General features: G+C 39.1%; 24 protein-coding genes and 1 pseudogene. 9 read left to right on the top strand and 16 right to left on the bottom strand.

All coding sequences use genetic code 11. From position 1 onward, the window contains the following. The first annotated feature begins 2 nt into the window (after positions 1–2). On the top strand, positions 3–641 hold the full coding sequence (locus ACO067_RS08445) for an STING domain-containing protein (RefSeq protein WP_421872973.1): 639 nt from the start codon (positions 3–5) through the stop codon (positions 639–641). A gap of 266 nt (positions 642–907) precedes the next feature. Beyond that, positions 908–1,621, top strand: a pseudogene (locus ACO067_RS08450) (cyclic GMP-AMP synthase DncV-like nucleotidyltransferase); the annotation flags it as partial. 16 nt (positions 1,622–1,637) lie between these two features. On the opposite strand, the gene ACO067_RS08455 reads toward ACO067_RS08450, so the two are convergent. The 3 genes from ACO067_RS08455 to ACO067_RS08465 all read right to left on the bottom strand — a co-directional run bounded on the left by ACO067_RS08455 (position 1,638) and on the right by ACO067_RS08465 (position 4,430). After that, positions 1,638–2,597 carry a nucleotidyl transferase AbiEii/AbiGii toxin family protein gene (locus tag ACO067_RS08455; protein WP_421872975.1) on the bottom strand — a complete coding sequence of 320 codons (960 nt, stop codon included), beginning with the start codon at positions 2,595–2,597 and terminating at the stop codon, positions 1,638–1,640. Next, the gene (locus ACO067_RS08460; protein ID WP_421872977.1) at positions 2,594–3,322 is read right to left on the bottom strand and encodes a DUF6088 family protein; all 729 of its coding nucleotides are present in this window, start codon (positions 3,320–3,322) and stop codon (positions 2,594–2,596) included. Before ACO067_RS08460 ends, ACO067_RS08455 begins: the two co-directional genes overlap by 4 nt. 229 nt (positions 3,323–3,551) lie before the next feature. Beyond that, positions 3,552–4,430 (bottom strand): helix-turn-helix transcriptional regulator, encoded by an 879-nt coding sequence (locus ACO067_RS08465; protein WP_421872979.1) that lies wholly within the window; start codon positions 4,428–4,430, stop codon positions 3,552–3,554. A gap of 282 nt (positions 4,431–4,712) precedes the next feature. Here ACO067_RS08465 and ACO067_RS08470 point away from each other — a divergent pair, with 282 nt between their 5' ends. Genes ACO067_RS08470 through ACO067_RS08490 form a run of 5 tightly spaced genes read left to right on the top strand, consistent with a single transcriptional unit; the run spans position 4,713 to position 8,617 of the window. Continuing rightward, a complete protein-coding gene (locus ACO067_RS08470) occupies positions 4,713–5,105 on the top strand; it encodes a lecithin retinol acyltransferase family protein (protein ID WP_421872981.1) in 393 nt (130 codons plus the stop codon). Position 5,106: 1 nt separating this feature from the next. Then, the gene (locus ACO067_RS08475) at positions 5,107–5,610 is read left to right on the top strand and encodes a Pycsar system effector family protein (protein ID WP_421872983.1); all 504 of its coding nucleotides are present in this window, start codon (positions 5,107–5,109) and stop codon (positions 5,608–5,610) included. Then, positions 5,607–6,617, top strand: a complete 1,011-nt coding sequence (locus tag ACO067_RS08480; RefSeq protein WP_421872985.1) for a hypothetical protein — start codon at positions 5,607–5,609, stop codon at positions 6,615–6,617. The genes ACO067_RS08475 and ACO067_RS08480 overlap by 4 nt, the downstream gene beginning before the upstream one ends. 1 nt (position 6,618) lies before the next feature. Continuing rightward, the gene (locus ACO067_RS08485) at positions 6,619–7,266 is read left to right on the top strand and encodes a hypothetical protein (protein WP_421872987.1); all 648 of its coding nucleotides are present in this window, start codon (positions 6,619–6,621) and stop codon (positions 7,264–7,266) included. A 49-nt stretch (positions 7,267–7,315) separates the two neighbouring features. Then, positions 7,316–8,617 (top strand): hypothetical protein, encoded by a 1,302-nt coding sequence (locus ACO067_RS08490; RefSeq protein WP_421872989.1) that lies wholly within the window; start codon positions 7,316–7,318, stop codon positions 8,615–8,617. Between the two features lie 14 nt (positions 8,618–8,631). Here ACO067_RS08490 and ACO067_RS08495 read toward each other — a convergent pair whose 3' ends face one another. The 12 genes from ACO067_RS08495 to ACO067_RS08550 form a co-directional block, all read right to left on the bottom strand. After that, entirely contained in the window at positions 8,632–11,685 is a 3,054-nt protein-coding gene (locus ACO067_RS08495) for a type I restriction endonuclease subunit R (RefSeq protein ID WP_421872991.1), read from the bottom strand. Positions 11,686–11,687: 2 nt separating this feature from the next. Further along, positions 11,688–12,473, bottom strand: a complete 786-nt coding sequence (locus tag ACO067_RS08500) for a hypothetical protein (protein WP_421872993.1) — start codon at positions 12,471–12,473, stop codon at positions 11,688–11,690. After that, positions 12,466–13,605 carry an AAA family ATPase gene (locus tag ACO067_RS08505; RefSeq protein ID WP_421872995.1) on the bottom strand — a complete coding sequence of 380 codons (1,140 nt, stop codon included), beginning with the start codon at positions 13,603–13,605 and terminating at the stop codon, positions 12,466–12,468. Before ACO067_RS08505 ends, ACO067_RS08500 begins: the two co-directional genes overlap by 8 nt. Then, the gene (locus ACO067_RS08510; RefSeq protein ID WP_421872997.1) at positions 13,605–14,984 is read right to left on the bottom strand and encodes a DUF262 domain-containing protein; all 1,380 of its coding nucleotides are present in this window, start codon (positions 14,982–14,984) and stop codon (positions 13,605–13,607) included. Before ACO067_RS08510 ends, ACO067_RS08505 begins: the two co-directional genes overlap by 1 nt. 35 nt (positions 14,985–15,019) lie before the next feature. Beyond that, complete coding sequence (locus ACO067_RS08515) at positions 15,020–16,381, bottom strand: restriction endonuclease subunit S (RefSeq protein ID WP_421872999.1); 1,362 nt, start codon at positions 16,379–16,381, stop codon at positions 15,020–15,022. 1 nt (position 16,382) lies between these two features. After that, positions 16,383–18,731, bottom strand: coding sequence for a type I restriction-modification system subunit M (locus ACO067_RS08520; protein WP_421873001.1), 2,349 nt, complete (start codon positions 18,729–18,731; stop codon positions 16,383–16,385). 71 nt (positions 18,732–18,802) lie between these two features. Further along, a complete protein-coding gene (locus tag ACO067_RS08525) occupies positions 18,803–19,951 on the bottom strand; it encodes an HsdM family class I SAM-dependent methyltransferase (protein WP_421873003.1) in 1,149 nt (382 codons plus the stop codon). 149 nt (positions 19,952–20,100) lie between these two features. Then, positions 20,101–20,283, bottom strand: coding sequence for a hypothetical protein (locus ACO067_RS08530; protein WP_421873005.1), 183 nt, complete (start codon positions 20,281–20,283; stop codon positions 20,101–20,103). After that, on the bottom strand, positions 20,280–20,864 hold the full coding sequence (locus tag ACO067_RS08535; protein WP_421873007.1) for a restriction endonuclease subunit S: 585 nt from the start codon (positions 20,862–20,864) through the stop codon (positions 20,280–20,282). Before ACO067_RS08535 ends, ACO067_RS08530 begins: the two co-directional genes overlap by 4 nt. 211 nt (positions 20,865–21,075) lie before the next feature. Further along, positions 21,076–21,810: an ATPase gene (locus ACO067_RS08540; RefSeq protein WP_421873009.1), complete on the bottom strand. Its 735-nt coding sequence runs from the start codon at positions 21,808–21,810 to the stop codon at positions 21,076–21,078. 243 nt (positions 21,811–22,053) lie between these two features. Next, positions 22,054–22,467: a hypothetical protein gene (locus ACO067_RS08545; RefSeq protein WP_421873012.1), complete on the bottom strand. Its 414-nt coding sequence runs from the start codon at positions 22,465–22,467 to the stop codon at positions 22,054–22,056. Positions 22,468–22,766: 299 nt separating this feature from the next. After that, entirely contained in the window at positions 22,767–23,045 is a 279-nt protein-coding gene (locus ACO067_RS08550; RefSeq protein ID WP_421873014.1) for a helix-turn-helix domain-containing protein, read from the bottom strand. Between the two features lie 551 nt (positions 23,046–23,596). Here ACO067_RS08550 and ACO067_RS08555 point away from each other — a divergent pair. Beyond that, positions 23,597–23,815 carry a hypothetical protein gene (locus ACO067_RS08555; protein WP_421873016.1) on the top strand — a complete coding sequence of 73 codons (219 nt, stop codon included), beginning with the start codon at positions 23,597–23,599 and terminating at the stop codon, positions 23,813–23,815. A 166-nt stretch (positions 23,816–23,981) separates the two neighbouring features. Beyond that, positions 23,982–24,836 carry a DUF4238 domain-containing protein gene (locus ACO067_RS08560; protein WP_421873019.1) on the top strand — a complete coding sequence of 285 codons (855 nt, stop codon included), beginning with the start codon at positions 23,982–23,984 and terminating at the stop codon, positions 24,834–24,836. Here ACO067_RS08560 and ACO067_RS08565 read toward each other — a convergent pair. Continuing rightward, on the bottom strand, positions 24,829–26,088 hold the full coding sequence (locus tag ACO067_RS08565; protein ID WP_421873021.1) for a hypothetical protein: 1,260 nt from the start codon (positions 26,086–26,088) through the stop codon (positions 24,829–24,831). The genes ACO067_RS08560 and ACO067_RS08565 overlap by 8 nt on opposite strands. Positions 26,089–26,223: the final 135 nt, after the last annotated feature.

Below are 26,223 nucleotides of genomic sequence, written 5' to 3' on the forward strand. Positions count from 1 at the left end.
AAATGAGAAAAATATTAAATAATTCATTTACAATCATAACGGTTGGTCTATTTGTACTCTGGCTTATACTTCCAGATAAACCATATTGGGAAGCCACAATTGGGATTCTCTTTATTGCTAAAGAAGTCATTATAAGGTGGCAAATGAGAAAAATAGAAGTTCTAGAATTCTCTCCAGCAATTTCTCTAGCTCACGGATATGTTAACAACTTTCTAGAGCCTGCAATTAATGAATTGCTTTCAAAATATGGAAATGACGTGAAGTTTATCATCTATATACCTCATGATCTGGAGGAGTTGTCAGATCAACAAATTGATCGAATGAAAATTCAAATTGAGGCGGATGGCTACAAGCTAAAGGAAATAAAGTTGAAAAGAAAATCAGGAAGACCCCATGATATATTAACCATTGAAAAGCACTCAGGAAGCGTATCCTATTTTGATTTTCCGAGAACCCTATTATCACTTCAGTCTTACATAGACTACAAAGTGGAGACGGCCAAAAATGAGCTTTCTGAAGAAAAGCAACTTAGATTGGGTAAGAAACTAGTTGATGCTTTTAAAAATGAAGTACAAAGACTTATAACCAAGAAGAACCTCAATAATAAAATCCATTTCGTGAACAAATCTCTCGAGTTGTAGACATATGATCGCTTTGATAAGAATTTTGATTACTCTTGGTGTTGTTAGCGGGCTGGTACAGTTTTTTTAGACAAAACGGAAAGTTAGTTATTCCCGAAAATTCCAACTGTCAAGATGAGTTCGAGACCTTTAACACGAATTTGAACATTCCACCTTCAAAAGTGAAAAGGTTGAAACAGGCAAGGAAAGCAATCCAAAATGCAATTCGAAAATACTTCGAAAGTCAGAAAAACTTTACAACACCAAAGTTTTAACAACAGGGATCTTACGCCAATGGGACTATGATCCGCAATAGTGAAGATCAATGTGATCTTGATGTAGGGATATACTTTTTCCAAAAGCCTGAAAAGGCGTACTCAACTATCCAAAAGCACATCAAGATTGCCTTAATGGGACATACGACTCTTGGTGTTAGTCTGTTATCCCGATGCGTAAGATTGAAGTATCAGGGGGATTTTCACATTGATATGCCTATATACTATACGGATAATGGTGAAGAGTACTATTTAGGCAACCTCGATAAAGAAGACGAATGGGAACTTTGCGATTCCAAAATATTTAAGGATTGGGTAGTTGAAAATACCCATTATAATGATCAGAAGATTAGGATAATAAGATACATGAAAGCTTGGTCAGATCATTATCATTCAAAAAAGAGAATTAAGATGCCAAGTGGGTTAGTTTTCACCATTTGGGCAATTCAATTTTATAAAGAAAACGAACGTGACGATGTGGCTTTGGTACATACTGCAGCGGCTATTCTGGAACACCTTAAGGATAATTTTCAATTTACATGGACATGCGAGATGCCTGTTGCTCCGAATGACAATGTTTTAGATAGACTTACCAAAGAGCAGCAATCCAATTTTCGTGAAGCTCTTGAGAGCTTTGTAACAAAAGGCTTTGAAGCGCTTTCATCTGAAGAAAAACAGAGAGCAATAAATATCTGGAAAAAGCTCCTTGGTAAAAGATTCGCTTAGAAGCCTTAATTCTACATTAAAATCTGTAAGTCTGGATGAACAACTTAATTTTCTTTAATGAATCCAGTATAGCATCAGAAGGTGGTAGATCATCTGACCAGATTAACTTAGAGAGTTCTCCCTGGTATGTTTCTTTTAATGGAGCCCACATTTGATTTATGTCTCTCAGTAATGGGGAATCATGAATAGGGAGTGATACCCAATCACCTGAGAAGGTATTATTCTGTTGATCATCCTGAAGCACCAAAGTAATGAGCTCAAAGTTCTCCTTCACTAAAAGTGAGTTCTTCAAGTCTGGCTCATTTAGAAGTTTATGTAGATCGTAGAAGTGTCGGATTTTCTGTTTTAGTTCATCTGACCCTTCATAGGATAGCCGAACCAAAGACATGAGTTTTTCATAAAAGGTTCGTTCTCGTTTTAATACATTGATTTCAAACGCCTCCAGATTATACTCCTTAATCAATTCCTCCTCACCTACATTGGATAGAAACTGAGCAACATAGGACTGAATAGTTTTCCTCTCAAAAGGAACAGGATTGGTAAAGCAATTGATCTCTAGCTGAATGTGTGGTTTTACAGGATCAAATGTCTCTTCTTCAACAGCACGTGGGTAGTTGTAAAAAGTCCTTCTGTTTCTACCTCTCTTTTCTTCATTAGGGTGTTTGAAGTATTCTAGTCCATTAGAAGATTCTGTCTCAACTGCCTTAATGATCCTTTTTAGTTGATTATCCGTTATACCCTCCTCTTTTAATATGGCCAGATCAATATCTTCAGAGAATCTATCGATACAATTGAAGGCCTTGGACAATGAGGTACCTCCTTTGAAAATTATTTGATCACTTGAATTGGCCTGTGCAACATTTCTTAAGACATAAGTCACCCAATAGTCCTTTTCTATAAATATGTCCCTAAGTCTGAAATGTGCTGCAGCTGCACGTATGGCATCTTCAAAGTCTGACGACTGGTGAAAGGTCATAGAATGTTCCAGTTTCTTTTGTCAGGCAATACTTGCTCACTTATTCCAATATTGTACTTAGTAAGCTTGTTCAATGACTTTGATAGCTGATTAAGCATTGTGTTAATACCAACCTTCTGAAAGATTGCCCCCAGTAAAGCTCTAGTAGCGGCATTGTAGTTCAAAGCTAATTTGGCTAAGCGTTGCTGCTCCTGAAGAGTAAGACTCTTTATTTGCTTGAGAACAACAGGCAATACCTGATCCGGAGAAGAATCAGGAATATCCTTGATGTCCTTTATAGCATCCAACAATTGAAGTAATGAAATGTCCTGATCTTTAATTGGAACTGTTCTTTTCTGATACCTTACACGATAGCCTTGTACCTCTTTTGATGGAAGTGGTTTATTGGTGGCAATCTCTAAGGTATTAGATACTTGCGAGGTTAAACCCAGTCTGTTGTATATAGGAATGCCCGTGAGATAGCCTATTCTTTGACCATTCTTTGTTGTGAGTGCCTCAATGATAGCTGACTCTTTTGGGCGTAATGCTCCAAATCTGGATATCTCGGGTTTGTAGTATTTTCCTTTGGCTATACGCATAATCTTGCCCTCCTTACTCAACCTACTCAAAGTCATGGCAAGAGCAGATTCTTCGATCTTATCTTTCTGAAAACGAGCATACCCAAAAACAGAACCTGGCTCCATTTTTTCAATTCGCTTTTTTACTAAAGATGATGAAGTAGACATGATAACAATTCAAGTAATACCAAATAGTGTGCTATCATATAAACCTATAGCTAATGCTATATATGATTATGATATAATAGCTGACAAAAATACATACGAATAACATATAATATAAGTTTTTAATATAATAAACTTAACAATTTGATATATGCAATTACTAAATAAACAACCTGGTTGAGTTTTAGAATTGGTGAATTAGTAATTAAGGCTATTCAGTATGGCTTATGAGTCAGGAGTATTTACGAGACATTGATTCAATGATTTCTTGCATCCTATTTCGCAAAGTAATTGGCTCCAGCACTTCCACCTCATCTTTATATGAAAACAACAGGTTTTCAAGCTCAAAATTTGGAATCACCTCGATAGAAACTATCAAACTACCATCTTCATCTATTGAAATCTTTTTCTGAGATCCATGAAGTGGCTTTGTTTTAACATAATCAGCCATTAGTGGCGAAAATTTCAACTTTATTTTTATTGGTTCGGCTTCATTGTCTTTTCTTATCCCAATCAAGTCTTCAAAATGAGCCATAAAATCAAACCTTGTATTCTCAATAAATCCCGCATTGATTTGGATAATAATCTCAACTATTCTATCGACACTTAAAGTAATTAAGGTGTCGTGTTTCGGTAAATACCCAAGAACATACCACCTGCTATCATACTCTTTTAAATGATAAGGATGGATAAGATGTTCTTTGACTGTGGTATCATCAAATTTCTGATACAGGATTTTTAGAACCTGCTTTTCTGTAATTGCATGAAATATCGGTCCAATAAACTCTTTCCCTTTCAGAAACTCACTGGACTCAAAGCTTATAATATTTGGGTCACCTACCTCCTCAAAGGTTCCAAGTTCTAATTTTGAAATGACATCATCCATCCATTCGAATCCCGGCAAACCGGAAAATCGTGATAAAATAAGAACAGCATCCTTAATATGCTCGATCTCCTCTTCATTCAACGGTTGATTTGCAAATGAATAATCAGGGTCTGTATAGCGATAAAATACTCTACCTCCCTCTCGGTATTTTTCAATAGGAGCATTGAATTCTACCTCCATATCCCTAATGTCGCTATAAAATGTAGTCCTACCTATTGGCTCCATTTTTCGATAGGTCAGGTCCTTGTTGACATAATCAAGTAACTCTTGATATCCCCACTTTTTAGCTGAGTTCATTAAACATCTATCATATGCTAAGTACCTAATTCGAGGTTTCTTATTCGGCGGCATAAAGGTTAATCGATTATTTATGATTCAAAATAACTGATTAAGGGGAATTATCACATTTTTTTCCACGGTAAACGATGTTGTTCACTATCACTGAACAATCACTGATAATGTTTGCAATATGGATAATTGAGAATTTTAATAAACAATATGACAAACATGGAAATAGCGTATTCCTTGCGGCCAGGAGATGTACTGGTAAGGAACAAAAGTTTTTTAGGGGTAATAGACCATTATGGCCTTTATGTGGGTAATGGTCAAGTAATTGATAACCATCCAGAACGGGGGGTAAGTATCATTGGTTTGAGTTCTTTTTTAAATGGAAGGAAGCTCGAACAGATAAAACGATTTGAAGGTAATTCCTACAAGAGAAATCAGGTAATCAACAAAGCCTACTCTATGATTGGAATGAATTATCACCTAACCCAATTTAACTGTGAGCATTTTGTTACAGAGGCCTGGGGAGCTGGAAGACAAAGTAGACAGGTTTCTGCGGCGGGACTACTCATTTTTTCTATTCTGGCTATTTGGGGATTAAATAAATCAAACTGATATGGATAAATTAAACCATCTAAAATTCATATTACAGCGAATTGACCACTACTACAATGGAGTGAACCTAAAGGGAACATTTTTCCTTGGAGTGAATACGTTCATTTTAGGAGGGTGCTTAGCTTCATTTCAATCAGATGGTGTTGTAAACACCTATGATATATGGCTCTTATTGACCTTTATGCTCGTTGTATTGCTTTCTCTTATATCCGTTGCCTTTGTGCTATGGGCGATTCTTCCTTTTCTAAATCATGGCAAATCCTATGATTATGAGTCCATGATCTTTTTTGGTTCTATTGCAAATAGATCATTCAAGCAGTTTCATCAAGAAGTAGAACAAATTAGTACTGATAGTTTCGAAAAGGATATTACTAGACAAATCCATATTCTTTCAGCTGGACTTCAGTCTAAATATATCAGAATCAGAAATGCTGGTGTTTTCCTGTTTCTGAGCCTCACATCTACCATTCCGTTTTTTTATCAAATACTACAAAGTAAGCCATGAACATATATCAAGACTATCTAGACAATATTCAACTTGCCATGCGCTCTGGCAAGAAAAGAAAAATGTACACCGAATCATTTGATTCTTTTGGAGGTAACATTCAAAAAGGTCTTTCAGCAATCAATCTAGCTCAGAAAATCTCCGATGATTCTCTACTTCCAAGCTTAAAAGAGTTAGCCAAGGAGATCGGTTCGACACCTAATTTCAATCAAAAGCTAGGTTTGCATCCAGATTTTTCACATTTGAAAGGAACCAACGATACTGAAAAGCACTATATCATATCTACATTCATAGATATCAAAAAATCAACGGATCTATTTAAGAAATATCTACCAGAAGCCGTTTTGATAGTGAATGACACGATCCAAAAAGCTGCAATACATACCTGCCTAATCTTTGGCGGATATATTCATCGTCTTCAGGGTGATGGCCTCTTCGTTTATTACGGAGGCAAGAATGTAACTAAGGAAGAAGGAGTGAAACAAGCACTTCTAAGCACTAGCTTGTTCAGCTATTTTGTTAAAAATGATCTTAAAATGGTGCTGAGTCAAGATGGTATTGAGGATATCAATACTCGTATTGGTATTGATCTTGGGCATGATGATGATGTGCTATGGCACAATGCAGGAATTGGAGAAATAAGTGAAGTTACTACCTGTAGTTTACACACTAGTCTTGCTCCAAAAATGCAAGCATTTGCGACTAGCAATGGTATAGTCATTGGAGATCATGTAAAGCAAGAAATGAAAACTGACCATGATTTAATTACTCCAGTATGTCATAGAACCGGAAACGAAAGTGATCGATACATTTTTGAGATTCGAGATGAGAATTTTAGATATACTCAACATGATTTCGATTGGTTGAAATTCCTCAAGCGTCAAGACTTCATTATCACTGATAAGGAAAACCGACTTTCATTTCAACTTCCAGCGCCCTACGAAGTTAGACATTCGGATAACATCAGGCCCATAGCCATCAAGAGTAATCCATATTACAATTTTTAAGTTGGACGTCAAGCTCTTTAAAAAGCAATTTAGTGATGTAGAAGATCGCTTTCCGAAACTAAGATATATCTGGTCTGAAGAATTCCATAGTATGGTCATCATTGGCAAATTGGACATTTGTGATCAGAAGGGAGTATTTTGGGATTCGTATGACATTCTATTGATCACAGGAAAGAACTATCCTTTTTCGGTCCCTATCCTCATAGAGACCAGCAAAAAAGTGCCTCACGAGGAGGAAAGGCATATTTCCAAAGAAGGAATATGCTGCATGGACATGGATCATAAATTATTGAAAGTAGCTTCGAAAGGAATCCATCTTTGTCAATTCATTTTAGACTTTGTCTATCCATTTTTTACCAATCAACTATACTATGATCAGGAATGTGAGTATGCGAACGGAGAGTGGAGTCACCATTTTGAGGGAATCGTAGAATTCTATCATCAAGAGTTACAATTAAGTGACCCGGTGTTGATTGTGAAATTCCTGGAACGGTTATTAACAAATAGCTTGCCTCCGAGAAATTCACCTTGCCTCTGTGGATCCAAAAAATACAAGGACTGTAAATGCAAACAGAGTATAGATTTTTTGAAAGGCTTGCCAACACATCGGCTACAAGAGGACCTGGAGGGATTTAGAAAATTAATTTAAATTGAAAATGGCACAATTTTTAAGGTAGAAAAGAAAAACACCTAACCTTATGAACCGCTATCTAATACTCAAAATGACCAATAGTTACATCTGGTATAATGAAACAGATGGTGTAGATATTGACAGAACAAATCTACCTATGAATTTCATGACGTTTTCCTATGATCGCCCCATTTACTGGAAAGTACGAATGGAAAGGTTCCATAAAGATTCTAAGGTTTTGCAGGTGGAAATTGTCGGTTATAATGAGAACGACCTCAATCTATTTAAGGATCAACAACCTAAGGAGTTAATCGAAGGCTTAGAGTTTATCCCAAGAGATAATGGGGAATTGTTCATTTGGGATAAATTGGAACCCCAGTTGATTAGCTACACCAAAAGCAAGCTTACGAATCACAAAAAAGAAACTTACACTCCGGTAAATCCCTTTGACAGTTCTCTTACAACTACGTATACTCCGCGTTCCAACGAAACCACAAAACCAGCTCAAAGAGAACAAACACTCGACCTTTCTCTTAAGAAAGAGTTTAGTGAGGTGACAATCGTTTTAGGAGGAGTAAGGTTTGACCATCACATCAGTATTTCCTCAAAAAAGGTGGACTTCCTAATCCCTAACTCACACCTATTACCTGAGTTCGATCATATCAAATTTTGGTTCGCCAAGAGGCTAGGAGTCAAAAAGATTCCAATAAAAGTCCATATTAAATTCAAGGACGGTGAAATAACAGAAGTCGAAGCTAAATCGAGTTTGATTGATCGCATCGACGAAAAACTGATCCATGGTGTGAAAGTGGATCGCACTATGGGGTTAAGAAAAAAACTGACCACTGGAACGGTTGATCAATCAATGTTCACCGCAGAAGAATTCTTTGGGAGTGATCAGGAGGAACCTAACCTTGGAAATGTATTTGGACAAACTGACAAGGATCTTCTTGACTTGTTCCTTGAAAACTCAGATATAAGAAACCGGAAAGAACTCATTTATTTATCCGGCAAACTACACTCAAACAAACACGAGCTCAGATTCACTAATCATCCTCATTTTGGATTTATCTTTTTTGTGGAGGGCAAAACTGAGAATCACTTTATTTGGGAGTTGTTGAATTCCAATGCAACCTACATCTGGTCCTTTGATAAATATACTGGCACTAATGAACGTCACTACCAACGCATGCAAGAGATACTCAATGTAATTCTTGAATCAGGTAGGGAAAACTACAAAAGGGCTTATCGAACCCAGGTTCAAGATCAGGATTTGAAATTCAATCATGTAAAGCATCAAAACAAGAACTCTTCCCTTATTGATAGCTTTCCACTCTGGAAGCATCGCATAGAAGAACTACTTACTTAAAACTTGAAAGGAGTCTACCCATTATTGCCCATTCCTTTCTGCCCTGTAATTCTTTTCATCGTGTCCAAAAACGCTCGATAGAAAGCGTCATCTTTGGTGGTCAACTTATACAACTCCAATTCTTGTCTGCGCTGTGCCGCTAGTACATCTCGAAGGATCTTATCAAAAGCAATGTCTCTATTCTGCGGATCTGAGTTGTTCAAGTACTTGGACTCATAGTCCGGATGGGCTTTGATGTGTCTGGAAATCTGAACAAACTTAACGCGCTGATCCTCTGGAGTGGCCTCCCAGTCCTGGAACCAACGCTCGTTGAAGGTGCGGATGATTTCAGATAACTCGTCCTTTTCTTCATCTGTACCATGTGCACCTCTAGGGTTAGCATTTTGCGGATCTAGCTCGGTTTCCTCATCATCCAAACCAATGGCATAATTGAGCTTGGTACGCTCCAAACCATAGGTGGAAAGATCAACCGACTCTAAGATGTCATCCATTTGCTGATCCTCAGTCGTCTTCACAATCAGTTTCGGTATCAAAAATTTGAGGTACCAGAAGAGCTTTTCCCAGTCAATCACTTCATAGGGAATAATGGAAGCCATCTGACCATAAATTTTCACAAACTGTTTGGCTTTGATCTTGAAATCGATCATTTCGTCATCTTCCAGATCCAGTTCTTGATCAAAACGCTCTACGGCTACTTCGATAATTGGACTCAACTCTTGGGCATCTACCCCATCAAAGTATTTGGAAGTGAAGTCTTCAACTTCTAACCACTCATACACCCCCACATCACTCAAAACTCCTTTTAACTCGTGCAGTACGCCTACATCAGTGGCTCCACTCAATGTGGTAGACGTATAGAATGGATCAAAGGAAGCTTTGATATCCTCAGCACTATTGAAGAAATCAAGAATGAATAAATCCTCAGTCTTCTTGCCCAACTTATCAGCAGCGCGATTCAACCTTGACAAGGCTTGTACTGCCAGGACTCCCTGTAGCTTTTTGTCCACGTACATTGTAGATAGCTTGGGCTGGTCAAATCCCGTCAGGTACTTATTGGCAACAACCAAAATGCGATAGTCATCTTCATCGAACTTATCCTTCGTGTCTTTTTCAGCAAAGCCATTGAGGTCTGCTTCTGTGTACTCTATGCCATCCACTAGCTTCTTTCCCGAGAACGCAATAACCACTTTGAATGGATTGCCACGCCCATCCAGTATTTGCTTGATGGACTGGTAATAGCGAATGGCCGACTCAATGCTCTGAGTTACCACCATTCCTTTGGCTTGTCCTTTGAGTTTTTTAGTATTGATCACTTTGGTGATGAAATGATCCATCATGATCTCCGCCTTGGTGGCTATGGTGCGGGCATCACGCTCTACATAAGCCTTTAATTTCTTTTGTGCTTTTTGGGTATCGAAGAGCGGATTGTCTTCTATCGATTTTTCAATCTCATAATAACTCCTATAGGTGGTGTAGTTGGCCAATATATCCAGGATAAAGCCCTCCTCGATGGCTTGCTTCATAGAGTAGAGATGAAACGGACGGAATGATCCATTCTCCTGCTTTACACCAAACCGCTCCAATGTGGCATTCTTTGGCGTGGCTGTGAAGGCCAGATACGAGGCATTGCCTTTCATCTTGCGCGCCTGCATGGCGCGGAGGATTTTGTCTTGCTCATCTTCCTCCTCCTCTCCACTTTGGCTCATACCCATGGCCTGGTTCATAGTGCTAGCAGCCGTACCTCCCTGCGAACTGTGCGCCTCATCGATGATCACTGCAAAGGTGCGATCACTCAGATCAGCAATGCCGTCTATGATGAACGGGAACTTCTGGATGGTGGTAATGATGATCTTCTTGCCCTGCTCCAGGCTTTGTTTCAAGTCTCTGGAAGAAAAAGCAGGTGCCACGATGTTCTTGACTTCTGAGAATTCTTTGATGTTTTCCCGGAGCTGCTTGTCCAGCAAACGCCTGTCAGTCACCACGATAACGGAATCAAACAGTGGCTGCTCAATGGTCTTACCTCCGGGCAGACCGTCCCGCTCTGGGTAGGTTTCTATCAGCTGATAGGCTGACCAGGTAATGGAGTTGGATTTACCCGACCCGGCTGAGTGCTGGATGAGATAGGTCTGTCCTACGCCTTTGGTACTAGCATCTTTGAGCAATCGGCGCACCACATCCATCTGATGGTAACGAGGAAAGAACAGCGTGCGACTATTCAGCGGATCGTTGGGCTTGCCATCAAAGCGTATGAAGTGTTGAATGATATTCGCTAAACTCTCTTTGGTGAAGACTTCCTGCCACAGGTAGGCAGATCGATGACCAAATGGATTGACGGGATTGCCTTTACCATGGTTATTCCCTTGATTGAAGGGTAGGAAAAAGGTCTTACCTCCATTCAGCCGAGTGGTCATATAGACCTCATCGGTATCTACAGCAAAGTGAACGATGCAGCGACCAAACTGCAACAAGGGCTGGCGGATGTCTCGCTGATATTTGTACTGCTTGATGCCATGTACTTTGGCTGTTTGGTGGGTCCAGGCATTTTTGAGTTCTAGGGTGGCAATAGCAATACCATTGATGAACACCACCATATCGATTTCTTCCCGGGCATTGTCCTGATTGTACTGTACCTGTCTAGTGACGCTAAACTGGTTCAGCTCAAAGTTCTTTTTTACCAGTTCACTACTACTGGCCAGGGGCAACTGATAGAGCAATGTGAAGTGGGCATCTTCTACCTCCAATCCTTTCTTTAGCAAGCGCAGGATGCCATACTTCTTGACCATGCGGTCATAGCGCTCCAGTATCTTCAGCTTCCAGTCCGCTGAGCGTTGCAGCTTCTCCAACTCTTTCGCCTGGGTCTGCTCCAGAAAGTCCCAAAACCGGACCTCATCTATGGCATAGCGCGGACTGAAATCACCAGTATTACCCATCAAGAACCCACGACCACCATAGCCGGATGGAGGCTCCTGTGCAGCACCACCAGCCGCAGTAAGTTCTTCTTGGCTAATACCCACCAGTGACTTTTCAATGGCTGATTCTAAGGCTTGTTCGTTGGTTTGGCTAGGCATGATTATCCACTAATTGTATCCAAATGACCCCCTATATACCCCACATACACTGTTCTTTCACCATCCTTCGGAAATATATGAAACCTCAAATCACCGGTTTTAATATGTAACTCAAAGATTTCTCTAGAACCATCAGGTAATGAAAATTTTCTTTGATTACCAAATTTGGCCATCGTACCAGAAGATTCTGGAGATAAGTTTAAGTTAGTTGTTTTATTAACCTCTTTGTAGCTAAATTCTCCTGAATTCCACTGACCTACGTATTGATTTAGCGTACAAAGACGATCTATAACCTGACGAAAATGAGAGGAGTCTCCCAATAAAAGGACCTGACTTTCAACATTATCACACAAGACGAGGTTGGGTAAAAGCCTTTCTCTATAACTCCAAAAGTTATTAGGATTAACTAAGCTCAGAACAAAATTTTTAAAATCCTTATAGGACTGGTTATTAGAAATTTGCCGATTATTAGATACTCCTAAACCAGCAAAATCTACCCCTAAAAAAGCACTAGGATTGGGATCAAAATAATTGGTAAGAATTTGTTCAGAATTAAGGTATGAATCCAAGTATGTGAAATCCTTTTCTAAAAAGCCCAGCAAAAAACCAGCAGTTTGACTTTGGTTTTGCATTAACAAGTTCCCAGCTTCGGAAGCATAAAAACTTTCATGCTTATAAAAGATGTCAGTTGATTCCTTTTCAATCAGCATCAAATCATCACAACCACTAATAAGAGAATCAAAATCAGCAAATTGCATAGCTTCATTGAGTAAAAATAAACTATCCATTCATTCTCAGTTTAATCAAAGAGCGATAATCAACCTGATTTTGATCAAAGAATCCATGGGGCCATTTTGACAACTCACCCCGGTCGTTTAGTAGAATGTGCTCAATATTTGGCTGATCACTACCTTCAAGTTGATCAAAGAAATTTGTTTGAATAATATTTGAACTGGCTCTTTTGTCCGCTACGGCTATTTGCACTCCATTAATTACATGATCACTATGAGTTTCAACAATTACTTTTACGCCCGATTCTGCGATAACAGCCAAAAACTGACCTATTTTAGATTGTGCAGATGGGTGAAGGTGAGCTTCTGGGTTTTCAACGATCATATAACTTCCCTTTCGAGCGATCAATCCGGTTACGATTACCGGCAGAACATAGCTTATACCAAAACCTATATTTGTAGAAATAATTGGTCTTCCCCTTGTGTATTTGTTTTCGAGTTTAATTTGTGCGAATCCTGTTTCAGTATCATAATTTGCCGATACTACTACCCCTGGCATTAAATAATCTAACCAAGCATTAACTTGCTGCTCAAGTCGCGGACTTTTTGAGTTTTGATTTCTACGAAGCTCATCTACCTTAAAAGAGTAATTCGATTCAGCATCACCAATTAATTGAGCTACGAATTCTCCTTTAAATCCAGTGTTTGGGAAATCATAAAATTGAATTGTCTGACTTAGTCTTGGACCAATTCTTTCAGCATTCAGGTAATAGAACTCCTGATAAAATAATGGATCATCTTTTAATGTATCACCTCCTTTTACATTAGATGGTTTGAGCCAAAGCTTATTATCCTCAACTTCATAATCCACCATAAACGCTTTGTCTTCGTGTTGAAAACCTAAGGAAAGCGATTTAGCATTTGAAGAATGAGGTATTATGCCGGAACTTGTCCCAAGAGACATACAATATGCCCCGTTAAGTTCTACACGCAAGTCTCCTGGTTCGAGCATTTGGTATTGCCCATCTTCCCATTTAGCACAATGTTCAATAGTCCTCCTTAAAAATAGAAGTGATTGAATCGCTGTACTTTTTCCATTTCCATTAGCTCCTGCAAATATTGTCAACCCATTTATTGGAATTTCTATATTTCGAAAGCACTTGAAATTATTGATTAATAGCTGTTTCATTATTGAAAATTGAGGTGCTGATTGATCAACTCTTGAACTTTACCAAAAGAATACAACAAGTTGCTTCTACCATTTGTACCATAAGATAAAAAGTTCCAGAATTCGCCGTCATCTTCAATAAGTTCTGCCAAAGGCATTTGCAGTGAATTCTGAGAGTTTTGATTTTTTATCTCCTCGTGATCGAATTCAGACAACAAAACAGACAAGGATGCGAAAAGAGCCTTATTGATAAGCTGTTTATAAGCATAAGGTTCCAAATCATCAGGTGTAATCTTTCTAAATGCATATCTTGCACCAAGGAGGTATTCTGCATTTTTCATGGAATTAGAAAACAGATCAACATACTTACTTAATTCTGATTCTTTTGAAAATTGAAGTTCATCTGTCAAATCATCTAAAGAAGGATCCATATAGCCATTGTATTGTTCAATACTTCCGTATTTTTCAATCATTCTATGAAATAAAACAAATCTTAATGCCACCTCATGATCTTCCATTCTTGTTGATTTTATAGAATGGTCCGTTGCAGATTTAAACTCTTCAAGTTCGGTCATTTGCTTTAACGTTGACCGGAGTGCTTTACCAGAAAGGCAGTTCCTTATCTCCTGATTATTCAAAGGCTTTCCACCGGTATTGATCCTTCTAAATATATCATACTTCACTTTGGAAGGAGAAGTAGGATCAATAACATTAACGGAAAACTGTGTTTGATTGAACCAGCGTACATATTTTGGATCAAGTCCCTTCTTTTTATCTTCATCCTGATAGTATCTTCCGTCGCAACTATCTGAGAGATATTCAAGATTTCTAAGCGGAAACTTATTATCCATAAATTCTTTGATTGTAGTTATTCTCTGTAGTCCATCTACAACAGAAATTCGTCCCTCTTCATCTTCCGAAAAGTAGAACATTGGAAGAGGGATTCTTAACAGAATGGATTCAATCAACCTTGACTTTTGAAAATTATTCCAAACAAAATTTCGTTGAAAGTCAGGTGACAAATCCATATCCTCACTATCAATCATCTCAGTAATTAACCTTAAGCTAAATTGTTTTGCGTTGACTTTAATTTCATCAGGATTGAATGGACGCTCCTCTTGAATAGTTGGCAATTCGGTTAAATCTGTTCCTTCCTGCTCTGCTTCTATAACCTTGATAACCAAAGAATCAAGTTTGTCTCGGATGATGTCATCAGGTTCATTTATTCTATTGTCTATTGACTCTAAGGAAAACCGACTATTATCCAGACTCAATTCCATCCAACAGTGTTTTTCTGAATCAAGCAATTGGAATTCATTCGTCTTTCCTTCTTTACCAATGACCCTAAAAGGAGAAACAACTACAAATTCTCCTTCAGCTATCTTAAATTCTATTTCCATGATTGTTTCAAATGTCTACTGCAAATTAACTTATTCTATACCATTACCTTCCCTGTCACTGCACTGTCTATCAGTGTGGCTTTGTACTCCCGCAGCTTCTCGATCTGCTGCTCCTGAAAGGATATGGATTGATCGATTTTGGAGGATTCTGAATGTATGAAATCGGAAATTAAATCTTGTATTTCTCTTGAAGGTAAGATCACATTCAATTGTTTGAACTCGTCCCAATAAAGCCTCTTTCTGAAATCAGTTATTCCTTTTGAAAATCGATCAATCTGCTGAATATAATCTGGTGTGCGATATTGAAACTCAAGAAAATCACTATTAAAATCAGCCAAAGGTTTAGCAACTACATATGCAGGGCTTACCATTCCATCTACTCTAACAGCACCGATAGCTCCTTGCCAAGCACGCATCATATTAAATACAATATCTCCCGATTTTACAAATTTATATTTTGACTTATCTTCAATTTTTATTCTTCCCTGAATATTATCTGTACTATCAATTTCTTCACTGGAGACTGCTGTATGAATAGAAACTGACAATAATGGAAGCCCTTCTTGTCCTGGCTCTTTTCTTTCTTGAAATAAGAGATTATTGGTTTTCACCTCCCACCCCACAGGTATTTTTCCAATCCAGTCTATGCCAGAGTCTTTAGTCTTTTCGGGTGCGGCCCAGGTGGTGCCGTTCCAGACTTTTTTGCCAGTGACCAGCTCTTGTATCATGATCTGCTTGCGCTCCTTCAGCAAGGTGATCAGCTGCTCCTTTTGCGCTATGGCCTGATCGATCTTAGCCGTCTTCTCATCGAGGAAGTGGGCAATGGCGGTTTGTTCGGGAAGTGGTGGAAACCACAGAGTGGTATTCTTTAATATCCCATTGGTTATACTGTAAACCTTAACACCTTTTACAGCCTTTCTAATTTGATCTCTAAAGGATTTTGAATCAATTTGATATGCTAAAAACCTATGATCTATATCCGTCTTTTTAAGTCGGGCAATTACCGTATGATATCCTGCAAAAGTTCTTGTATTGCTGTTGAGATATGTAAAGTTTCCAGAACCTTCAATATCTTCAGAAGTATCCGCAAAAACGAAATCACCATATTTCAATAAGGACTTAGGGGAATCTAGGAGATAATCTTCATCCACGCATTTAAGAACATTTATTTCAGGATTAACCTCGAACCCATATTTTGAATGAATTTCTCCATAATTAACACAAGGAATCCCATCTTCCTGCAAGTTCTCTTTTGTAATATTTAATCCTTTCGAAAATGAGAAGAGGTTCCTGAACCTATTCAACTTCCAATTATCTGGAAGGTCTCCAATATCGCAAATACCAGAGTCTTTATAAACGGGGTACTTTTCGAACGTGTTTTGCTGTATGATTTCCATCTTAGCTGAGGTTTAGAATATCCATAATTAAACCTTCACTTTCCTGTTCTAACTTTAAGATTTCAGTAGTTACTTCATCCAAACTTCTTAGTGGCTTGTGCTGGTAGAAGTATTTGTTGAAGCTGATCTCATAGCCGATCTTGGTTTTCTCTAGGTCTATCCAGGCTTCCCCCACATGTGGTTTTACCTCACGGAGATAGTAGGCATGGATTTCTTCCCTGAGCGGCACATTTTCAAAGTCGCGAAGGTCACTTTCGGATTCATATAGAACAAATTCTTCCTTCTTACCTGAAGGGTAATAGCCATAGTCCGGCAGTTGCTCTGCCGTGCAGCCCAGTCGTTCCAGTAGTTGAGTGAGCTTCTCACCCGAGAGTTTTTGCTTTTTCTTCACTACTTTCTCGGCAGACTCATCATACCAGCTCACAGCACTCAGGATGGTATTGACCTGCGCTCCGGAGAGTTTGCTTTTTTGGGCTTTCAGCACTTTTTGCACCAAGTCCTTGAATATGTTGAAGTCACTGTACTCTTCAGTGCCGATGGTTTTCATCAAATCAGATGCTGTATCGTAGAGTAGTTTGAGTCTATTCCAGGTATCTGCACTGGTGAGTGCTTTAGCCTTTTTGGCATTGAGATCCATGTCATTGTTCTCACACCAGTTGAGAATTGGTTTGGCTATGGACTTCAGGTCAGTGTACACTTGCTCTCCATAGGTTTCGTAAGCCCACTGCATCGGTTCTTTGAGTGTCTTATCGAAGCGTAGTTCGGCTATGCGCTCTTCGGTTAATTGTGCTTTCAGACGTTTTGGTCGATCAATTGTTACTTTGTAGTAGCCAAAGTCTGCATTGTCAAAAACCTTTGCTGCCAGGCCTTTTTCGTCCTTCCGCTCTACGTCCTGAAAGGCCATGTAAGCATCCTGTATCTCTTTGATGTGCTCAGACAAAAACTGACAATTTTTGTTACCCAAATTCTTGCGAAGCTTTTCAAAACGCTGTGAAGCGTCTATCAGTTGCACTTTGCCTTTACGGCTGTTTGGCTTATTGTTGCTCAACAGCCAGACATAGGTTGTAATGCCTGTGTTGTAAAAGAGGTTATTTGGCATTTGGATGATGGCATCCAACAGATCGTTTTCGATGATGTATCGGCGGATGTTGCTCTCACCACCACCAGCATCTCCTGTAAAGAGACTAGAGCCATTGTGTACCGATGCTATTCGCGATCCAAGCGGACTTGTGCCCAAGGATTTCATTTTGGAGACCATCTCCATGAGAAAAAGCAACTGTCCATCCGAAGAACGTGGAGTTGCATCACAGTCTTCATTGTTACCCCAGTAGTCTTTGAGTACTACTTCGAATCGTGGGTCGATCACGTCCTTACCATCCTTGATGTATTTTTGCTCCGTAGCCCATGATTTACCATAAGGTGGATTGGACAACATGAAATCGAAAGACGTACCTGCAAACTCATCGATAGAGAGTGTAGAGCCTACCCGAATGTTGGCCGGGTTGTTTCCTTTGATCATCATGTCCGACTTACAAATAGCATAAGTCTCATCGTTGATCTCTTTTCCATATAGGTACACGTCTCCAATAGCGCGGATCTCCCCTTCCTCGTCTTTGATGAAGTTCTGCGCTTCCGTTAGCATTCCACCACTTCCACAAGCCGGATCATAAATGGTGATTACTGGTGGAAGTTTGTCTTTTATGGGTTCGAATACTAAATGCGTCATCAGGTCAATTACCTCTCGCGGGGTGAAGTGCTCTCCTGCTTCTTCGTTGTTTTCTTCATTGAACTTTCGGATCAGCTCTTCAAACACATAGCCCATCCCCAGGTTGGTCAAGGCTGGCAGTTTTCGCCCGTCCGGATCTACCACTTCATTAGGCGTCAGGTTGATATATGGTGACGTAAACTTCTCCAACACGTCCATCAACACATCCTTATTGGCCATGTGTTGGATCTGGCTCGGCAGGTTAAACTTCTCTACTATCTCCTTTACGTTGGAACTAAAGCCATTCAGATACTCCTGAAAGTTGACCTGTAGGATTTGCTGGCTGTTAGTAGCTGTATTTTGCAGCCGCTGAAGCGTCCACTTGCTGGTATTGTAAAACACATAACCAGAAGCTTCTCCAAGTCCAATAGCGTCCAACTCGGTGAATCCAGCTTCTTCTCTTTGAAAGCGAACTTCCTCCATCACATCGTCTTTGGTTGGCTCCAGCAAAACATCCAGTCTTCTGAGAACCACCATTGGTAAAATGACGTCCCGGTACTTACCACGCACGTAAACATCTCTGAGACAGTCATCAGCGATAGACCAAATAAAGGAAACGAGTTTGTTATGAACAGCGGTATTCATCTAAGAGATAGGGTTAATTTCTTGAAAAGTATCATTTTTATCAAATAATGGTTTTGTTTTTAGTCGTTGCTTCACTTTTCAACCAAACTGCTGATCTCTTTTTGTATTGCAGATACTTTTGATTGAATGTCCGAGCATTTCTGTATTAGCTCGACACTTGAAGCATACTCTATTTGTCGTTGAAAACGTTTATTAAAATTGTAATCGAAACTGAGATTCAAGTTTTCATCTAATTCACCTGGGTTCACTACCATAAGGTGATCTTTCTCGGTCAGCAAGCCAGATCTAAAATCCGAGAGCTCTACAGACACTTGTTGAATAACCGATTGAGGTAGTTCATATCTTTCCTTTGATTTGCGACCTTTCTCTGACAGATTGATTAGTAGTATTTTGTCTTGTTTCTTTTGTTTGTTGACTACCCAGATCGACGTAGACACACCGGTACCGTAAAAGATTTTTTGAGGCAGAATGAGAACCGCTTCAAGCATATTCTTTTCAATAAGCTCTTTTCTCAAATCAACATAAATACCTGAGTTGGATAGCATTCCAGCGGGAGTCACTATGCCCAATAAGCCAGAATCCGAAAGCGAATCAAGTGCATGGGTAAAGAAGGAAAGCGCCAAGTCATTGGATTTGTACTTACTAGAGTAGTAGCCAAATCCATTATGTGTATCAGGCGGATTTTTACCAAAAGGAGGATTGGTCAGTATTAAATCGAATTTTTCTGTTGGTTCAGCTCCTCTTAACCCTACTACTGGTTTTTGATCAATTGATACATTGAGTTTCTGTAACAGAAAGAATCTTGTTTTTGCGAACCTAACGGAAAATGCATCCGGTGCTTCACCAATACCTAAATCACCATGACCGTTGGCCATATTTAGGAGGTTTCCTGATCTGCAAAAAGGATCGTACACTTTATGTATTTCTCTATTCTCTGGTAATCCAGATAATATTTGAGCTACATCAGAAGGTGTTAAGAGTTGGTGTGCGTTTTTTGATTTTGATATGACGTTTTCAAAAACTTCTAAAATCTCATCTATTGTTTCATTTGACCAAAAATCCTCATTTTCATGACGATTGAAGAACTCAATAATTGAATGGGTTATTGGGACGATCCTTTCTTCCACCCCCCGATACAGGCCCTGTATTTCTGCATACCAAATGTTTGCATCGGGCATATACTCTTGCAATTCATGCAAGAAAATATCAATATCCTTCAATTCATCTGAAGGTCTAATGATGTGGTATTTATAAGCTGAGAAAGCCCACAAATAATGAAATAGGAGAAAGTTGGTAACCTGATCTTCTCTTACTCCCAAGGAGTGAAATTTGGAATATGTATTCCATAGTAGCTTTTGAAATTCATGAGTCATGATATGTTTCCCTTAGTTAAGCCAACGAGTTTTAAGACACGGCCAAAGAATTTGCTGATTCTGGTGAAAATGGAAGTTTTCTTCTCTTTTTCAGGAGCGAATTGAATGGTCAAATTATCAATGTTGATGAAATTGATATTTCCTGAGTTGTTATTCATATGATCTTGTTGCCATTTCATCTTGTATGGATTTGTTCAAAGGCGTATGACTTCAATAATTCTTTTCTTGTCTGAATTAAATTCAGGAGTTCTAATTCTTCTGTCTGAACCAACTCTTTCATATGAACCACTTTCTCTTGCACATCAATCGGCGGCAGAGCAATGGTTAGCGACTCTAAAGACTTCTTATTTAATGAGGGGATTGTAGATGCTATTGAGCTTGACTTAAGGTAGTTTAAAGCCTCATCTTGTGTTAGATACCATATTAAAAAATCAGGAATGATTTTATTAACATCAGGAGATATTACAAAGAATGATGATGAGGCAACACCTCCAATGAGTTCGGCATCAATTAAGTATGTTGAAAACTTCACGCCTTTGTTTGCGATTAGAATCTCGTCCTTTTGAAGTGCATGATTTTGATAGTTGGAAATGAGTTGTCTATCCATTCTTGCAGGAGAAAAATCACCAGTTATATCCTTGGGTTGTACCACCGGAATAAATGATGAATCGAAACCCGATTCTATTTTACCTCGAAAGGAATATCCAGTACGTATGGTAGCAATTTCCTTTAAGTCTATTTCTTTTACACTATGCGACATGGAGCAAACATAAGACATGTATTTCGTATTTACAAATCTCCATACAATATAGTGCAACAAATAAATCTAATTCTTATGGCGCTATTTGTCTCAATAGCAAGATGGAGAGAGCATTGGTGTCTTTTGCCATTATATTTTGATTTGATATAAACCCTAATAATTGGGGTTTATCCTTTATTGAAATATAAGCGAATGCATTAAGCACATCTCTTCATTTTCTTTTATCAGGAGCGTTGTGTAATGAAATGAGGTTCAACGTTTCTCTCAATCTGGACCTAACTCTCTGACCATATACCTCCTCTATTTCTGAAGCTGAAAGATTTGTGGTAAGGTGTGTTAGCATGCCATGGCTGATGAACAGATCATATCTACTGAGAAGAATCTCAGCCATAACATTGCAGTCGGTGCCGTAGTACTTCATGATGGTCTCAGCTCCCAGGTCATCGAAGCAGTAGATCTTAGCTGTCCAGTCCTGGTTACTTGTAACGAAAGAGTGATCGCTGTATTTCTGGATTACAGAAAAGCCTTCTTTATTGAACTCAAAGGCTATCTTCCGACATGGCACCATAATGTGGTGGGTATGGACTGCTGAGATGTATCTCATCAGATTCAACAAGGATGTTTTGCCACAACCAATGGGGCCTGTGAGGAGGATGCCTTTTCTGAAGGAGATGCCTAACCGATCAGCGTTCTCCTGGTCGCGAAGAAAGTACACCAGAAGTTTGAAGATTACTTCGTGATCCTCCTCGATGATCCGGAAGTGGTCTCCATAGAGGCGTTTACCGGAGTGTTCCAGGATCGAGAGGCATTCGGAGAATGGGAATTTCTCTGATGAGAAATTTCCTTCATACGCGTTTCCAATCGGTGAAGATCCCGAATCTTCACTGCGCTGCGTCCGGGATGACGAACTACGATCATCGGCCATATTTACCTCCTCTCTTTCCACTCAGGCCGTGGAGGCCCATACTTTCTGTCTTGATCGGACTGCCGAACCAACAGAAAGTATGCAAAGAAGTCAAGCCTATAAATTCTGAGCGGAAAAATTTGGCTGATAGTGCACGCAAAAGCAAACTCATCCCGATTAAATCGGGACTCAAACAAGCTTTTGCACAATGATTTACACTGGCCCAATTTTTCTTTCGCTCATTATTTAAGGGCTGATTGAAATTGGAGGAGATCTTAGTCTCTTTCATAAAGGTTCATTGAAATTTTTATTGACATGTGTGTTTGATTGTTTTAAGTGTTTATTACTGTTTAATGAAGGGCTCAATGCTTGCACACTACTTGTATCATTTTTGGGGCGGGTGTTGCTCAATGCTTGTACATCACTAGTACTTCCAGTCGTATCGAAATTGTACATGTTGATGAGGCTTCCTTTGAGTGGGTTGTGTGACGGCAAATACTCCAGGTAGCCGAATTGGTCAAGCTCTTTCAAGCACTTGTGGTAAGTATTCCTGGAACCAATTTTACTGATCTTCATTACTTCTTCCCTGTTGATGGAGATGGGATTTTCAAAGCGGTTGAGGTTCCATAATGTGAATAGAGAAATGTACAGGCTGACATGTGTTGCATGCAGCCTTTTGTCTTCTGTGATTTTGTTCATTACAGCCAAGTAGTGTTTTATGAAGTTCATTCAAGGATCATACATAGTGATTCACGCTAGATCTGCGAGGAGCTCTTCATTTCTTTTGTCTTGACACAAAAGAAACGAAGCAAAGAAAAAGTCAAGGGGCTAGCCGCCCGCCTATAAAGCGCGAGCGGAAAAATTGAGTCGATACTGCACGCGAAAAAAACTCATCCCGACCTAGTCGGGACTCAGACAGTTTTTCGCAGAATAACTGTCATTACACAATTTTTCTAATCGCTCATTCTTCAAGGCCTCCATTAACATCTTTTTTAGAATCAGTATTTATTGTCGATGCGGTTTTCGGTGAGCATTTTTTGGATGTCCTGATAGTCGTAGTAGATGACTCCTCCGATTTTTGTGAATGGAAGTGTGCCGTTCACACGCATGTTTTGGAGTGTGCCTGGGGAGATACTAAGTAGTTTGCGGACTTCCGGGGACTTGAGCCATTTCTTCGTTTGGAAGCCCGAGTTTTCGGAAAGGATCTCTTTGATGTCTACTAGTAATTCATGCTTGAACTGCTGTAAATCTTCTGTAGTAATAATGGATGCTGCCATAGTTTTTGTATTGTTTTAGTTTGATGGCAAAGCAGGGAAAAAAGGAAATGAGAAAACAGTCACAGGGGTTGCATGACCCTAAGTACATTACTGATAATCAACGAATAACGGAATGAAAAAAGTTTGACATCAGAATTAGATGGTGCAATTCTGGATGTGATGATTTCAATTCCGTAAATTTCTTCTCAAAGCGATGCATTTAATTGAATATGTTAATAAATCCATCGCTTACAAAGGAACCATCCGTCAGGTGACGGATTCTCCAACTAAGTTTTTTAATTTTGTAGGTAAATAATTAGAAATGAAAAAACCTAGTTCTCGTTTGAACTAGAAAACGACATATTGAATAAAATACTATAGCGATAAGCTATTTTCTGTGCCTTAGAAAACCTCCAAATTTCAAATCGTACATGGGAAATAGACTGATCGCTCACGCTACGCGTGGGCTCAGTTTATTGTGTACGATGGGTGCTTGGAGGTACCTCTGAGGCCAATGGCTGATGTCCCACGCTACTTTTTTATAGTGGTGGGAATAAATTATACTTATGGTAATGAAAACCACCAACCTTCTAAATCAACCCATTTCTGAACTGAACCTCAGTGATGAATTTAAAGAAATGGCCAAAACCAATCGTTTTGAGATGCTCTCTGAGATGACGGAATTTACCTTATTGGAACTACAAGGGATGCCACTATTTAACCTCCGTATGGTTGTGGAGTATGTGAGCTTTCTAACTGATAATGGACTTGAAGGTATGGTGGAGGACTGAAGTAGGATATGCAGTCCTTGTTCTCCGGACTGGCTCCTACTTTTTCATATAAGGATAGCTGAAGGAATTTCCTGGTCTTGATTATCGCATAGTGATTGAGTATATTGCTTTATAACCTATAATGGTTTGTCAAGGATTAATGGTATAACCAATACAGCTTTTCGATATGGTTAAAAATCAAGGTCATCACAGGACTAATAAAATCTATTGGAGAGGTTTTGCCTTCAAAGACCTTAATCGTTTCGACTGTTTGAGTATCTGTAATCTGGAGAATTTCATTATTGATAACAAGCCGTTCCTTTGGCTCAAAAAAGAAGCCAATCAACCAGGTGAGATGCACATCAGATATTTTGAGGCTTTCAGTTCCAAATCTGAAAAGGAATACCGAAAGATACTTCGGCAAATAGACGAAGGTAAATTTGATGAGGAAATGAAACCTCATCTTCTTAGTTTTATTTGCAATTTATTAATCAGGCAAACCAGTTTTCAAAGTGAACATATTGCCGAAGGGTTCAAAAACACAGTATTAAGGAAGGAGCTAATTAATGAATTGGTTCGCTATAGACATGACAAAGTCTCGGCAGAAAAGGTCTTCCTCCAACTCCAACCCAACATAGCTCCTACAGATGAGTTGAGTCCCTTCGTCCGAGAAATTTGGAACCACCTCATGGCAATATTGAACTCCTTTACATTGGTTATTCTAAGAGCTCCATCTAGTTATTTTTGGTCTACAAGTGATTGTCCAGTATCTGTAGATCGTATGGGGTGTAATGACACACTGATGATTCCGATTCAAAGTGAAATCTATTTCCCCCTTTCCAGGAAATATCTAGCCTTTCTTTCCAATAAAAATTTAAGTCATAATCAGATCTCAAAATTTCCAGCAAATACCGTATCTACATGTTCTCATGAACTATACCAATCCATCATTGATAACCATATTATCCCCAATGCAAATGAATACCTGATATATGGAAATGACTTTTTTAAACTAGCACTGAGTCAAACCGAAATTATCTAGTTTCTTGAGATTGCTTCCTGATGCTGTTCAAGAGTTGGATGATGACATTCTTTACGGCTTCTTTAGTACTGGTATCGACATTGTAATATCTGGTGCGGAGGCTTTCGGCAGATACGTTCTCAGCCTTTTTAGTACGAACGAACCTGGCCAGAAACTTCAGTACTTCTCTTTGATTGTTGTTGAGGAGAATTTTTTCTTCCAAAAGTATCCGAGTTAAATAGGCCAGCTGTGCTACTGATAAACTGGTATTGAGTTTGAAGTCACTTAATTCCTCTGCCTTATTGATAGGTAGATTGAGGGACAATTGGTGTCTTTTCTCCAGAAAAGCCATCTCTTCGTGAATCCACTGCAGTAAACTTGATTTGAGTGAATCCCGACCCAACTTATAGGCTACTCCAGGCTTTTGCTGTGTCTGATTGATGAGTTTGGATAACCAGGCTAGCTTATCAATCTGACCAACCAATGTATCCTCTTTCTGATACATGGAGGTCAAATGAGTTGAACAACAAGCAAAGAACTTGTAGGAGTTGAAGTTGATATAGATCATGGTTAATAAGATATGCATCCTCTTGTCTTGCTCAGTCCAGTCCGCATTTGGCAGTTCTAACAACTGCTCTTGAAAGGTTTTCAAGTACATGAGTTCCCTGTAGGTTAAAGGCCTCTTGGTGCTGATGCTCCTTGAGGGGGCCAGCAAAATTGCTTGTACTTTTTGATCTACTTCAAATGACTCCAATACCTTTTCCATACGGCGCACCTTCTTCCGAAAGTCTTTGGCCACTATTTCTTTATAGCTATCAGGAATCTTAGTATCTACATTGAAGTACCTGGAGAAATGTTTTTCAACAAAATCCAAAAGCTCCTCAATGATCTTGTGTGCTTTAAGAAACAATAGGTGGAATACTTTCCTTTTGGTTTTATCAGCCGAATAGCTCCTGGTTAACTCATCCAACATTCTTGTGAGCTCTGCCTGGTGCTGCTGAATGTATCGTTCAATTTTCTGTTCACTTGCTATTCCAAAAACCGTATTGATAAAAGCTCTCTTTATTCGATCAAACTCCTGAGTGAGTTTAGCTTCCCATTGATCGATTGCATCTGTCCCATCTGGATCGGACAGCTCCAGTTCAAAAAAGATTAGGGAGTAAAGCGTTTCCAATTCGTAATTCACTGGTCGATTTTGTGGCGTTTGATACGCCAACAAATATTCTAAATACTGACAAGAAACGGTAGTTGCATTGGTTAAGCAATCCGGCATCAACCTTTTGATTAAATGAGCATAGAGGGTGTTTTTAACATTATTTGATTTAATAAATTAGTTAATAACGTATTTGCTTAATACCTCATTCCTTTATTTGGGCTATTCAAGCAGATGTGGAAGTGATCTACTGAA

It is taken from the genome of Marinoscillum sp., from assembly GCF_965229915.1.
Lineage (GTDB): Bacteria > Bacteroidota > Bacteroidia > Cytophagales > Cyclobacteriaceae > Marinoscillum.

Bases quoted from the DNA above. Each gene is read 5' to 3' on its own strand.
- ACO067_RS08445 (WP_421872973.1), top strand. From the start codon at position 3: ATGAGAAAAATATTAAATAATTCATTTACAATCATAACGGTTGGTCTA.
- ACO067_RS08455 (WP_421872975.1), bottom strand. From the start codon at position 2,597: ATGACCTTTCACCAGTCGTCAGACTTTGAAGATGCCATACGTGCAGCT.
- ACO067_RS08460 (WP_421872977.1), bottom strand. From the start codon at position 3,322: ATGTCTACTTCATCATCTTTAGTAAAAAAGCGAATTGAAAAAATGGAG.
- ACO067_RS08465 (WP_421872979.1), bottom strand. From the start codon at position 4,430: ATGGAGCCAATAGGTAGGACTACATTTTATAGCGACATTAGGGATATG.
- ACO067_RS08470 (WP_421872981.1), top strand. From the start codon at position 4,713: ATGGAAATAGCGTATTCCTTGCGGCCAGGAGATGTACTGGTAAGGAAC.
- ACO067_RS08475 (WP_421872983.1), top strand. From the start codon at position 5,107: ATGGATAAATTAAACCATCTAAAATTCATATTACAGCGAATTGACCAC.
- ACO067_RS08480 (WP_421872985.1), top strand. From the start codon at position 5,607: ATGAACATATATCAAGACTATCTAGACAATATTCAACTTGCCATGCGC.
- ACO067_RS08490 (WP_421872989.1), top strand. From the start codon at position 7,316: ATGAACCGCTATCTAATACTCAAAATGACCAATAGTTACATCTGGTAT.
- ACO067_RS08495 (WP_421872991.1), bottom strand. From the start codon at position 11,685: ATGCCTAGCCAAACCAACGAACAAGCCTTAGAATCAGCCATTGAAAAG.
- ACO067_RS08500 (WP_421872993.1), bottom strand. From the start codon at position 12,473: ATGGATAGTTTATTTTTACTCAATGAAGCTATGCAATTTGCTGATTTT.
- ACO067_RS08505 (WP_421872995.1), bottom strand. From the start codon at position 13,605: ATGAAACAGCTATTAATCAATAATTTCAAGTGCTTTCGAAATATAGAA.
- ACO067_RS08510 (WP_421872997.1), bottom strand. From the start codon at position 14,984: ATGGAAATAGAATTTAAGATAGCTGAAGGAGAATTTGTAGTTGTTTCT.
- ACO067_RS08515 (WP_421872999.1), bottom strand. From the start codon at position 16,381: ATGGAAATCATACAGCAAAACACGTTCGAAAAGTACCCCGTTTATAAA.
- ACO067_RS08520 (WP_421873001.1), bottom strand. From the start codon at position 18,731: ATGAATACCGCTGTTCATAACAAACTCGTTTCCTTTATTTGGTCTATC.
- ACO067_RS08530 (WP_421873005.1), bottom strand. From the start codon at position 20,283: ATGAAATGGCAACAAGATCATATGAATAACAACTCAGGAAATATCAAT.
- ACO067_RS08535 (WP_421873007.1), bottom strand. From the start codon at position 20,864: ATGTCGCATAGTGTAAAAGAAATAGACTTAAAGGAAATTGCTACCATA.
- ACO067_RS08545 (WP_421873012.1), bottom strand. From the start codon at position 22,467: ATGAACAAAATCACAGAAGACAAAAGGCTGCATGCAACACATGTCAGC.
- ACO067_RS08550 (WP_421873014.1), bottom strand. From the start codon at position 23,045: ATGGCAGCATCCATTATTACTACAGAAGATTTACAGCAGTTCAAGCAT.
- ACO067_RS08555 (WP_421873016.1), top strand. From the start codon at position 23,597: ATGAAAACCACCAACCTTCTAAATCAACCCATTTCTGAACTGAACCTC.
- ACO067_RS08560 (WP_421873019.1), top strand. From the start codon at position 23,982: ATGGTTAAAAATCAAGGTCATCACAGGACTAATAAAATCTATTGGAGA.
- ACO067_RS08565 (WP_421873021.1), bottom strand. From the start codon at position 26,088: ATGCCGGATTGCTTAACCAATGCAACTACCGTTTCTTGTCAGTATTTA.